Annotated in this window: 12 protein-coding genes; 10 read left to right on the top strand and 2 right to left on the bottom strand. The window is 32.8% G+C overall.

What is annotated here, in order from left to right; all coding sequences use genetic code 11:
* Positions 1-378: 378 nt before the first annotated feature.
* The 3 genes from GQN54_RS08620 (at position 379) to GQN54_RS08610 (ending at position 2703) form a co-directional block, all read left to right on the top strand.
* Positions 379-1308, top strand: coding sequence for a methionyl-tRNA formyltransferase (locus GQN54_RS08620; protein ID WP_160633124.1), 930 nt, complete (start codon positions 379-381; stop codon positions 1306-1308).
* Between the two features lie 145 nt (positions 1309-1453).
* The gene (locus GQN54_RS08615) at positions 1454-2041 is read left to right on the top strand and encodes a phage tail protein (RefSeq protein ID WP_207554863.1); all 588 of its coding nucleotides are present in this window, start codon (positions 1454-1456) and stop codon (positions 2039-2041) included.
* Positions 2042-2115: 74 nt separating this feature from the next.
* Complete coding sequence (locus GQN54_RS08610) at positions 2116-2703, top strand: phage tail protein (RefSeq protein WP_160633123.1); 588 nt, start codon at positions 2116-2118, stop codon at positions 2701-2703.
* An 82-nt stretch (positions 2704-2785) separates the two neighbouring features.
* Here the strand turns inward: GQN54_RS08610 and GQN54_RS08605 are convergent, their stop codons facing one another.
* Together GQN54_RS08605 and GQN54_RS08600 are read right to left on the bottom strand one after the other, a co-directional pair.
* Positions 2786-4486, bottom strand: a complete 1701-nt coding sequence (locus GQN54_RS08605) for an ABC transporter ATP-binding protein (protein ID WP_160633122.1) — start codon at positions 4484-4486, stop codon at positions 2786-2788.
* Between the two features lie 61 nt (positions 4487-4547).
* Positions 4548-5180, bottom strand: a complete 633-nt coding sequence (locus GQN54_RS08600) for an aspartyl/asparaginyl beta-hydroxylase domain-containing protein (RefSeq protein ID WP_160633121.1) — start codon at positions 5178-5180, stop codon at positions 4548-4550.
* A gap of 167 nt (positions 5181-5347) precedes the next feature.
* Here GQN54_RS08600 and GQN54_RS08595 point away from each other — a divergent pair, with 167 nt between their 5' ends.
* From GQN54_RS08595 to GQN54_RS08565, 7 genes are all read left to right on the top strand, one after another.
* Entirely contained in the window at positions 5348-6529 is a 1182-nt protein-coding gene (locus GQN54_RS08595) for a JmjC domain-containing protein (protein WP_160633120.1), read from the top strand.
* Positions 6530-6560: 31 nt separating this feature from the next.
* Positions 6561-7493 (top strand): hypothetical protein, encoded by a 933-nt coding sequence (locus GQN54_RS08590; RefSeq protein ID WP_207554862.1) that lies wholly within the window; start codon positions 6561-6563, stop codon positions 7491-7493.
* Complete coding sequence (locus tag GQN54_RS08585; protein ID WP_160633118.1) at positions 7490-8329, top strand: sulfotransferase domain-containing protein; 840 nt, start codon at positions 7490-7492, stop codon at positions 8327-8329. The genes GQN54_RS08590 and GQN54_RS08585 overlap by 4 nt, the downstream gene beginning before the upstream one ends.
* 40 nt (positions 8330-8369) lie before the next feature.
* Complete coding sequence (locus GQN54_RS08580) at positions 8370-8666, top strand: lasso peptide biosynthesis PqqD family chaperone (protein WP_160633117.1); 297 nt, start codon at positions 8370-8372, stop codon at positions 8664-8666.
* Between the two features lie 70 nt (positions 8667-8736).
* Entirely contained in the window at positions 8737-8898 is a 162-nt protein-coding gene (locus GQN54_RS08575) for a hypothetical protein (RefSeq protein WP_160633116.1), read from the top strand.
* A gap of 178 nt (positions 8899-9076) precedes the next feature.
* Entirely contained in the window at positions 9077-9763 is a 687-nt protein-coding gene (locus tag GQN54_RS08570) for a sulfotransferase family 2 domain-containing protein (protein WP_160633115.1), read from the top strand.
* Positions 9764-9768: 5 nt separating this feature from the next.
* A complete protein-coding gene (locus GQN54_RS08565; RefSeq protein ID WP_160633114.1) occupies positions 9769-11697 on the top strand; it encodes an asparagine synthase-related protein in 1929 nt (642 codons plus the stop codon).
* Positions 11698-11702 lie beyond the last annotated feature (5 nt).

Here is an 11702-nt window from a genome sequence, read left to right as displayed (position 1 = left end):
AATCACATATTAAATCAATGAAGAGTTCAGTTTATATACAAAATTTAAAAAAGTATCCTGAAATGGTAAAGGAGTTAATCATTAAGTATAAATAAAAAAAAACGTCTGGGTTCATTCCGATAGCTATCGGCACCCGCCCCGGGTACATTAAAGCATCTTAAGAAATTAAGGTGCTTTTTTTGTTTTGAATTGTACCAATTGCAATTGTTTTCCAAAATACAAGAATAACCTAAAGATTCCTTATTTTTTAAAGCTGCAGAAGTGATTTGTTGTTTGGTTAAATTCAAATTTTATTAGCAAATATTTGGTAGTGAAATGGTATCGTTAGTCTAAATTTCTATATTAGCAACCGAAACGTTAACTTAACCAACTTAGCAAATGAAAATCGGCATCCTATGTAACAGCAAATTGTGCTTTCCCTCTATACAGTACTTGATGCAAATGGGCAATCAGGTGTTTATAGCGATGCCTCAAGTAATAGCTGAGGACCATGCCGAAATAGAAGGGTTTGCTATGCATTTTAGAATTCCTATATTAAAGGTAGATCCGAAGAAAATAACGGATGAGTTGATTTTTTGGAAAGCTACTTCTGAATTGGATTGTTTATTTGTGATAACTTTTCCATATATACTCTCTGCAGAATTGGTTGATTCTATTGGAGTGGAGATTATTAATTTTCATTTTGCACCCTTACCTCAGTATAAAGGAGCCCAGCCTGCATTTTGGTTAATTAAGAATGGAGAAAAAGTAGGAGGAATTAGTGCTCATCTTATAACCGCTAAGATTGACGGTGGCCCTGTGTTGCATTTTGAACGCTTTCCGATGAGCTCTGTTGAAACCTATGGTGGTTATATGACTAAGATGTCCTCATTGAATGTGAAAGTGATTCAAAAGGTTTTGGAGTTGCTAAGTAAGAATAATTGGAAAAAACAACTGAAGGCTCAAAAGCAATCTGTAGCAAAATATCACTCCAAGCCACTGTTTAATGATGTTAGGATTGACTGGAATAAAATGACGGCTGCTGATGTAGAACAATTGTGTCGGGCATGCAATCCATGGAATAAAGGCGCAATCACAACATTGGGAAATGTTCCTATAAAGATAGTAGAAGTAGAGGTTGTTCAAGGAGCTCGTTTTAGTGAGTTGCCAGGTACAATTGTGTGTATTGGTAAAACGAACCAATTGGCAGTTTGTACCAGCGATGAGAAAGTACTCCTTTTGAAAATTGTCTACGATGAAAGTATGGGGTTTTATAGTAATGATCGAATAACTGAATTGGGAATAAAAGCCAGCGTGCGTTTGGTTTAAATAAGTAAAATTTAGTGGATTTGATTTTTAGCATTGAAAAATAGGGGTTTGCCCCTATTTTTTTTGGTTTATAGATGTCTCACCTTTGAAGGGATAGTTTTTAAAAGCTATCGAAACTAAATTTATTAATTAAAACTTATTTATTATGGAAGGAACGATGGCAGAAGTTAGAATGTTTGTAGGAAATTTTGCTCCAAGAAATTGGGCATTATGCGATGGACAATTATTATCAATAGCTCAATATCAAGCTTTGTTTTCTTTATTAGGAACTACTTATGGAGGGGATGGTAGAACTTCTTTTGCTTTACCAGATTTAAGAGGTAGAGCTGCTATGCACGCAGGTACCGGACCCGGTTTAAGTACAAGGAGGATTGGTCAAAGGTTTGGTCAAGAATATAATATTTTAAATTTAACACAGCTGCCTTCGCATACCCATACTGCTCAGAGTACGTTAGATGCAAATAACTTGACTGTAACTATTCCTGCATCCACTACAGTTGGAAATAAAAAGAAGCCGACTGGTAATGTTTTGGCAGTAGATGCAAATGATCCGACATACACAGATTCTACTCCAGATACTACATTAGGAGCGCCTATTCCAGTATCAGGAGCTGCAGGGATTACTACACAAGTAGCTAATGCTGGTGCAAGTCAGCCTGTTAATAATATTCAGCCTTCAGAAGTGGTAAACTATATTATTTGTATGCAAGGAGTTTTTCCATCAAGAGATTAGACTTACTTGAGGGAAAATAGAAATTAATTTTTGACTAGATTAACTAGTTGGATTTTCATAATAAATTTAAAGAAATGGAAGGAACAATAGGAGAAATAAGAATGTTTGCAGGCAATTTTGCCCCAAGATCTTGGGCATTTTGTGACGGACAATTAATCGCAATATCATCAAATACAGCTTTGTTTTCAATTATCGGAACCACATACGGAGGGGATGGGAGAACTACTTTTGCCTTGCCTGATATGAGGGGGCGAATTGGAATGCATGCAGGTACAGGACCTGGTTTGACTCCTAGGATGTTAGGGCAAAGGTTTGGAGTTGAAGAGTATAGTCTTAGCCCATTGCAGATGGCTGCGCATACTCATTTTGCTCAGAGTACTTTGTCAGTAAATAATTTAACTTTAACTATTCCAGCATCTACTGCTGTTGGGAATAAAAAGAAACCTACGGGGAATGTTCTTGCGGTAGATGTTAATGATCCAACTTATACAGATGCAACTCCAGATACAACTTTGGGGTCACCAATTTCAGTTGATGGAACAGGGTCAATCACTACAACTATCAATAACTCCGGAATGGGACAACCAGTACAAAATATTCAGCCGGTAGAGGTAATAAATTATATCATCTGCCAGTTCGGAGTTTATCCATCGAGAAGCTAATCTTAGGTGAGTGGAATTTAACAGAGAGGACATCTTAAATTGAGATGTCCTTTTTTTGGATGGTATTCAAAGCTATAGGATATTACAGTTCTACTATGTAGTCTGCCAAGTCAATTAAGCTTGAACGGTGAGCTACAATTACAATGGTAATCTCTCCATTTAATTTTGACAATGCTTCCTTAATAAGAGTTTCGCTTTCATCATCTACAGCATTAGTTGCCTCATCTAAAATTAATAGTTTCGGGTTTCTAATTATTGCTCTTGCTAATGCAATGCGCTGCCGTTGTCCACCGGATAGGTTATTGCCTCTATTTCCTACTACTGTATCTAAGCCATCAGGCAAACCCTTAACAAACTCTTTTGCATTTGCTTTTTCCAAACAATTCCATAGCTCTTTTTCTGAGGCAAACTCATTCGCCCAACTTAGGTTGTCTCTGATAGATTTGTGAAATAAAAATGCTTCTTGAGGGACATAAGCGATCAGAGATCTCCAATGCACTTGATTTATTGATTGCATTGGGGTATCATCAATGAAAATTGTACCATCTACTGGTTTTTGTAGTCCTAGAATTAAGTCAATACAAGTGCTCTTTCCTTTTCCAGAAGGGCCGGTTATTATCGTTGTTTTATTTGCATTTAATTTAAAATTCAATTTATTTAGTACCGGCTTCTTAGGGTATGAAAATGAAACGTCTTTAAAAGTGATAGTGTTTTCAAGCAAGACCTTAGGTGATGGTGTGTGGTGGGGCATTTTTTCTGTCTCAATAGCTCTAAGTAAATCTTGTGTAGATTCCATTGCAGGTATATTGTTTAAAATCTGTTGGTAGTTGTTTGCAAGCTTACTGGCCTTTGGTAGCATTCTTGAGAATATAAAAATTAGTAAAAGCAGTTCAGTAATTTCAGCTTTAAATACGCTGATTGCTATATAGATATATATAGCGATAAAAACGGCTGCAAAAAGTTCGAAAATAACCTTCGTTTTTTGAGTTTCTTTAATAAAGTTGATGGTTTTACTTTCTAATTCTTCATTGGTCGATCTAAATTCATCTAAATGTTGTTTTTCTTTTTGATAACTTTTTACCAGTTTTAATGCTGATAATTGCTCTAGTATAATGGATTGAATCTCTTTGTTTCCAATAACTGTGGACTTTCCTAATAGACTAGTTTTTTTGTTAATTGGCTTATTGATTAGTGCAATTATTCCAATTGGAATTAATGCGATTAAAGTTAGCTTTAAAGAAAGTGTAGCAGAGATAATTAAGTAAATTATAATTAGTATCGAACTACCAGTAAGTTGAATGAGTTGATTGCTAATCGCGCCAAACTTTCGAATTTCAATTGAAAGGGCATTTTGAATGTCGCTATGCTTAAGTTTGGAAATTGATGACCAACTTGAAAAGCTTAATCTTTCGAAAAATTGGTTTCTCCAATAGACTACTACCTTTTGATTTATCTGAGCCGTAATGATTGCCTGAGTAAATTTTAGGAATGCGTAAAAGCTCATAATTATCACATAAAATATGAGCACATTGGTGATTGTTATTGATGTATTTGCGATTTTAGAAAATGACTGAAAAGCTTGAGTCATTTGACCGTTAGAGTTGTCTGCGTTTGAAACTCCAGCGACACTTAATAGTGGAATTATTAGTAAAAGGCCAACTCCTTCTGTCAGTCCTTGAAAAACTAAAATAATTAAAGAAAAGAAGGATTTATTTTTTACTCCACTTAGCAGTAAATTTAGCTTATCGAAAAGTGAAGAAGTTTCTTTTGATTTTTCTTTCAAGTGGATGGATTGTTGATTAGTAATTTATACATGGATTAATACTAATGTAGTTTAACAGCTTTTATATACTACTAATCTTTGGGGATTTCATTTGATGTTTAATTTCTGGAGTTTGAGTATCAAAATCTAAACATTCGAAGATTAAATGGATTCTATTAGTATCACCATTATTGACTACTCCGTGAACCTTTCCGTTATTTACTTCGTATGCGATTCCTTTTTCAAAATGAAACTTGTCAGCTTCTAAAAAGAAAAAGGATTCAGAATTAGTCTCAATTGGTATATGTATTTTATGTGCGACATAACCATCACTTTTACCATCTATGTGGGGTGGGATAAACTTTTTTGCGGGCAAAGAAGCAAGCATGATTTTAGGGAAATAGGGATGTTCGTAATTCAAGTATTTTGTCGCATTTATCAATATTGGCATAAGGATAGGCTCCCAAATATTCCAGCGTGAGCAATGAATGTATTCAAAAGGAGTAGTTTTTTTATTAATGAATTTAAAGATAATATGTTGGGTCGAGCCTAGTGCACCTTTGTTTGAAGATTCATTTTTGTTGTAATTGACTTTAAAATCCTCTTTAGTGTCCCAATCTTTAGCGCTTAGTAGTTTTACTTTTTCTTCAAGCTCAGAAATGTCTACTTTGCCTATTTTTTTGATTTTGACTACTTTATTGTAATTAATTTCCATATTAACCAAACTTTCAACTAAGTTCAAAACTAAGAATCTATTGAACAAGTTAATCCTTTTTTTAGTCGGGTTTATTTGAATAAGATAAAAAAAGTAAATCTACTTACTAAATATTAATGAAAAGTATTTTCATTAAAGTAATTTAGCAGGAATACTACTAATAAAAAATGGTTAAAAGTTCATTATCAATTCTAAACCCTATAAAGGAGGAAGAATTTTTTTCAAATTATTTTGAAAAGAAGATTCTTCATGTTTCACGAAATCAATCAAAATATTTTAATTCTATATTATCCTTCGATGATATTGATGACTTTATAGCTTCAGGGGAATTAACATATCCTTTTGTTGTTTTAAAGGATGTTCATGAAGAATATGAATTTCAACCTTGGAGTTTTAAGCAATCAAATTTTCCAAGTATCCCTGTAGATCGTGAACAACTGTATAAACAGATGCAAAATGGAAAGACTTTAATACTAAATAGTCTACATTTAAAGATTCCTAAATTGAATCACTTTGTTGTTTCGCATTCTAAAAATTGGAATGTTAAATTACTTGCCAATATTTATATAACTCCAGCTAAAAAACAAGGATTAGATTGGCACTTTGATACTCATGATGTTATTATACTTCAAATTAAGGGTGAAAAAATGTGGGAGCTTATTGACAAATCTCCAACTTTAAGAGATAAAAAAACTAAATATGATAAACAGGAAACTAAGGACTTCTCAAAAGTTAAAAAGGTTTTATTAAAAGAAGGAGATACTTTATATCTGCCAAGAGGAATTTATCATCGTGCTTTTTCTGAAGAAAATTCATCTACTCACATTGCCTTAGGAATTTATACCGTAAAATTCAACACTATATTTGAGGAGTTTTTAGCTGACTCCTACCAGCAAAAAGAATTTAGAAGATCTTTAATTGGGAAGGAAATTCCTAATAATTCTGAGGAAATTTTAAATGAGATTAAGAAATATGCTTTAAACTATTTTAATTCATTGAAAATAGAGGAAGTGGAAAGAGTTTGGTCTCGTGCAAGAAATATTCTTCCAAACCAGGCTAGTAAAGGTAGATTAGGTAGGATAATTAATAAGATATCGATTGGTGTTGATACTGAGGTGTATTTGAATCATGAAATCAATTATGAGTTCAAAGAGGAGGGTCATTTTTGTGTAATTATTTTAGATGGGAAAGAGTTGAAGTACCCTTCGTTTATAAAACAATTTTTAAAATCAGTTTTATCGTACACTCCAATTAAAGTTGGGAATATCTTAGGCGAAATTCCTTCACCGCAGAAAATTCAGCTTGTAGAGAAATTATTAGATGAAGGTTTGCTACTTACTGTAAACTAAAATATTGAGATCAATTTTAACAAATAGAGATTTGAGGCAAAATCAAAATAATTATTATTCTTATGTAGCGAACGGAATTCAGCTCTTCTCGGAGATTGAAATGCCTGAGTTGCAGATAGGGAATGGGGAAGGAGATGTGTACATACTTCTAGGAGAAGTGCCTGATAAGATATTGAATCCACAGTTTAATGGTGCGAAAGCCCAAGCTGGAGATAATAAATTCATGTTAACTATTGATAAGGTTGCTACTTATTTTATTGAAAAGATAAACGATCAATTTATTGTAACTATTAAGGTCAAAGAAAAGGCGAAGATGGCTGATGTTAGAGTCTTTATCTTATCGTCAGTTTTAGGTGCATTAAGCTTCATGAAGAATATGTTGCCTCTTCACGCAAGCGGAACTGTAATTGATGGAAGTGCTGTACTCTTTACTGGTAATGCCGGGGTCGGAAAATCGACACTAGGAGCTGCTTTTTATAAAAAAGGGTATTCTTTTTTGACAGACAACATTGCCTCAATCGTTAAAGGAAGCGAAAATAACTATTTAGTTCACCCTAGTTATAGTCAATTAAGGCTCTGGGAAGATTCTTTAGAAAGATTAGAGAATTTTGAAGAAGAGAAGTGGAAAATGCGAGAAAAGGTAAATAAGTATAATATGGTGCTTAATGACCGCATATCAATTTCGCCTTCGCCTCTGCGTAAAATTTATGTTTTGAAGCAAAAACAAACAAACACAATTAACATTAACCCAATTTATGGTAGTCAAAAGGTTGAGTTGTTGCTTCGTCAAACTTTTAGGATTAAACTTTTAAAAGGAATAGGTAGTCAAAAGAATTACTTTGATTTATTGAATCATCTTAGTAAAGACATTGAGGTTAGCGTAATTGAACGTCCCACTCAAACTTTTCAACTAGATGATTTAGTAAATGCTGTTTTAAATGATCTTAATTGCAATCCAAATTGAAAAAGAATATAGTTTGGTTGGCATCTTATCCTAAATCCGGAAATACCTGGTTGAGAAGTATATTGGTTCACTTACTACAGCCTGCGCAAAAGGATGATCGTTTAGATTATCTTAAGCACATTCGTTACGTGAGTGATAGAAGGTTATTTGATGAGTATTCAGGGATAGACTCTTCAGATTTATGTGATGAAGAAATTAGTCTTTTACGCCCTAAGGTATATGAAACAATGAGTTCTCATTCCAAAGAGAATCTCTTTTTTAAAATTCATGACGCCTATCAAATTTTATCTAATGGGGAAGCATTAATATCGAAAAAAGCTAGCAAGTCGATTGTTTATATTGTAAGAAATCCGCTTGATGTAGCGGTTTCTTTTTCTGCATTCAAAAGAAGTACTATAGATAAAGTGATTGAAGAAATGAATGATAAAAGTTTCTGTTTAGCTGATTCAAAGCATAGTTTGAAAATGGAGATTAGGCAATATCTTTCTTCATGGAGTAATCACGTTGAAAGTTGGACTAAACAGAAAGATATTCCTGTATTGGTTGTTCGTTATGAGGATCTTATTTGTGATGTGTTTGGTGTTGTTAGCCAGGTTGTTGAATTTCTTGAGTTGCCCTGTTCCATACAACAAATAAAATTAGCTATTGATGAAAGTTCATTTTATAAATTGAAAAAAATGGAAGAAGATTATGGTTATTTAGAAAAGCATTCAAATTGTAATTCATTCTTTAGAAGTGGAGTCTCTGGTGAAGGCATAAAAAAATTAACACAAATTCAGGTTGAAAAGATAAAATTAGATCATCAAGAAATGATGCAATTTTTAGGTTATTTATAACTTCTATTCAATATTTTTGTAATAAATTAAAACTGCGATTATGAGTTTAGATCCTTTAATTCCGATGAATGCTATTATTACCAAAAACTCTGAGTTGTTATCTAGTGAGATTGATAATGAAATAGTTATGATGAATGTTGAAACGGGTAAGTATTATGGCATGAATTCAATAGGTTCTGAGATTTGGAGGTTATTGGATGAGCCGAAAGAATTAAAGGATATTCATGCTTCATTATTATCTAATTTTAAGGTAGAAAAAGCGACTTGTGAAATAGAAGTCCAGAGCTATTTAAAACACCTACTTCAAGAAAATTTAATACTAATTACCAATCACTAAACAAATTTATATTTGTTCTACTTATCTGTTGAAACTTTTATTACATTTGTAATAATTAAACATGTTAATTATGGATAGTCAGGACGATAAGGATAAAAATATAGACAAAAAGTCTAATGATGGATTGAGAAATTGGGAAGCTCCAAAATTAAGCGTTTCAAGCATAGAAACCATAACAGAAGGTGGGACATTAATTGCCGATGACCAAGAAGATGGGTTTTACACTTCTTAAAATTATATTGAATACTCTTGTTTCCCAAATAGATCATTTTACTGAATCTCTTTTCATATTAAAATTAATTTCTAGGCTTAGTGCTTGTTAATCTAAGTCTACTTTAATTTTAATATTCTTGTATCTAACACGGTATAAAATTTAATCCTTTCGTAAATTTTGTTTAGCTAAATCATTCATGATTGTTTCTCATCAACATCGATTTATCTTTATAAAAACTCAAAAAACTGCGGGAACATCCATCGAAATGGCGTTAAGTTCTATTTGTGGAGCAACCGATATCATAAGTGCAATTTCTCCAATTGACGAAAAAAATAGAATCAATCATGGTTCTAGAAGTGCTCAAAATTTTTATATCCCTTTTTCTAGTTATTCTATCAAAGACTTTGTTCGTCTTATCTTAAAGAGAAAACGAAAAAAATATTATAGCCACATGTCCGCGGCTGAAATCAAAAAAGCATTACCAACCAAAATTTGGGATAGCTATTTTAAATTTACAATCGAACGAAATCCTTTTGATAAAATGGTTTCACTATATTTCTGGCGTAAAGGAGATGAAAAATATGGTAATATCTATGATTTTTTGACAAAAGGAGGTTTTACCCGATTTAAAGGAAGTAAAATATACCTCATAAATAATGAAATTGCAGTAGATAAAGTTTATCAATTTGAGGAACTTCCTTACATGCTTGAGGACCTTAACCGTAGATTAACCTTAGAGAAAAGTCTTACTTTAGGAAGTTATAGGGCAAAATCAAAATCAAGAAAATCAATAGATTATAAATCTGTGATAGATAGCAAATCTAAAAAAATAATTGAAGAAATGTTTAAAGATGAGATTTGTCGCTTTAATTATAAATATTAGGAAGTATGAGTAGTATTTGTGGATTTGTAAATCGAAAGGGGGAAATGGTTACGAAAGCCGAACTAAATACGATGCTTGTCGAATTAGATCATTGGGGAGCTGATAAAAAAGGAGAATGGATAAATTCCTCAGTTGCATTAGGGCACTTAATGCTTCTAAATACACCTGAATCAAAATGCGAAGTACTTCCCTTTTATGATGTAGAATCTGAGTTGTCAATTACTTCAAATGCTAGAATTGATAATCGAAAACATTTAGCCAAAGCATTTGACATATCAAACGATGAAATAAATACGAGAGCAGATAGCTGGTTCATTCTAGCAGCCTACAAGAAATGGGGAATAGATTGTGTGAATCATTTGGAAGGTGATTTTGTATTTGCACTTTGGGATGAATCAGAACAGCAATTGTTTTGTGCAAGAGACCGAATTGGAATTAAGCCTTTTTTTTATTGTTTTTATAATGAGCAATTTGCGTTCGCTAGTGAGATGAAAGGTCTTTTAAGCCTTTCGGGAATAAAAGATGAATTAAACAGACAGTGGATCGGTGATTTTTTAATGAACATAAAATTGGATCGTCACTCTACCATGTATAAAAATATTTTAAAGTTAGAGCCTGCTCATTCTCTAATATTTAAGGATAGTGAGGTTAAAACTTACAAGTATTGGGAATTAGATACGCAAAGTGAAATTAGGTTGTCGTCTGAGGGTGAATATGTGGAAGCTTTTCTCGAAAAATTTGAAGATTCAATAGATAAAAGAATTCGATCGGATTGGGCAATTTGTAGTGAATTAAGTGGTGGTGTAGATTCTTCGTCCATTGTAAGTATCTGTCATAAAAAACTGAAATCAGAACAATTTCATACCTTATCTGATGTTATGCCGAAGAATCTTGCCAAATTAAATCTTAGTTCTATTGATGATCGGAAGTTGATTCAAGATGTAGTTCAATACCTTGGCTTAAAAAATAATCATTATTTAACTGGCGAAGAAAAAACTTATTTAGAGTCTATTGAAAGAGCTGCTACAATTCAAGATGAACCACCAAGGGAGTTCTTAAATGTTTTTTTTGATTTAATGATGGATAAAGCTCAATCACTTAATAGTAGAGTGATTTTGTCTGGATATGGAGGAGATGATGTCGTTTCTTATTTTGGCTATTATTTTCATGAAGAGCTACTTTTACAAGGGAAGTGGAAGAAACTATGGAAGGAAATTAAATGGAGAAGTGAATTAAACGGTACTTCTCCATATGGAAGACTAGGAGGAACCATTAATCATGCATTATTCGATTCATCTAACTCAAGGAATCTCCGTAAAGGTAGATTTACTAAAAGAATTTTAAAGGATTACCATAACAAGCGAATAAAGACTGGGATAAGAGATGAGTTTGCAAATGAATTGGATATGAAAGGCCGGTTTCAATATGCGAGACAAATGGGTTTTGCAGGAAGCACTGTTAGAGAAAAGATAGGGTCCCGCCTTACTCATCCGGGAATGTTTCCATTAAGGCTAGAATATGGAGACATATCTACGGGTCATAATAAAATTGAATATCGTTACCCTTTGTTAGATATACCTTTAATTCAATTTTTTACTTCTATTCCTTCTACAGAGAAAATTAAGAATGGAGAGAGTCGTTATTTTTTTAGGAATGCGATAAAGGGATTAGTACCCGACAGTGTAATTAATTATAAGGATTCTAAGGGAAATACAAGTCCTTCAACTACTTGGAGAAAATTTAGGGATAAAGAAATGATAGTAGATTCTTTGAGATCAATTGGTATGAATGATGCAATTCAAGAATTTGTAAATGTAGAAGAATACATTAGGAGTATAGACTTAGAGCGAAGAACAAAGGAATTCTCAAATTTGAAAGGGCAGAGAGTCTTGCTTTTACATAGAAAATTACAAAAGCTTAAAGGTTTAAATTAATTATA

The organism is Acidiluteibacter ferrifornacis, assembly GCF_009909615.1.
GTDB lineage: Bacteria > Bacteroidota > Bacteroidia > Flavobacteriales_E > Vicingaceae > Acidiluteibacter > Acidiluteibacter ferrifornacis.
Note: the sequence above shows the minus strand (reverse complement) of the source record. Positions and strands in the feature narration are given on the sequence as shown.

Bases quoted from the DNA above. Each gene is read 5' to 3' on its own strand.
- GQN54_RS08620 (WP_160633124.1), top strand. From the start codon at position 379: ATGAAAATCGGCATCCTATGTAACAGCAAATTGTGCTTTCCCTCTATA.
- GQN54_RS08615 (WP_207554863.1), top strand. From the start codon at position 1,454: ATGGAAGGAACGATGGCAGAAGTTAGAATGTTTGTAGGAAATTTTGCT.
- GQN54_RS08610 (WP_160633123.1), top strand. From the start codon at position 2,116: ATGGAAGGAACAATAGGAGAAATAAGAATGTTTGCAGGCAATTTTGCC.
- GQN54_RS08600 (WP_160633121.1), bottom strand. From the start codon at position 5,180: ATGGAAATTAATTACAATAAAGTAGTCAAAATCAAAAAAATAGGCAAA.
- GQN54_RS08595 (WP_160633120.1), top strand. From the start codon at position 5,348: ATGGTTAAAAGTTCATTATCAATTCTAAACCCTATAAAGGAGGAAGAA.
- GQN54_RS08580 (WP_160633117.1), top strand. From the start codon at position 8,370: ATGAGTTTAGATCCTTTAATTCCGATGAATGCTATTATTACCAAAAAC.
- GQN54_RS08575 (WP_160633116.1), top strand. From the start codon at position 8,737: ATGGATAGTCAGGACGATAAGGATAAAAATATAGACAAAAAGTCTAAT.
- GQN54_RS08570 (WP_160633115.1), top strand. From the start codon at position 9,077: ATGATTGTTTCTCATCAACATCGATTTATCTTTATAAAAACTCAAAAA.
- GQN54_RS08565 (WP_160633114.1), top strand. From the start codon at position 9,769: ATGAGTAGTATTTGTGGATTTGTAAATCGAAAGGGGGAAATGGTTACG.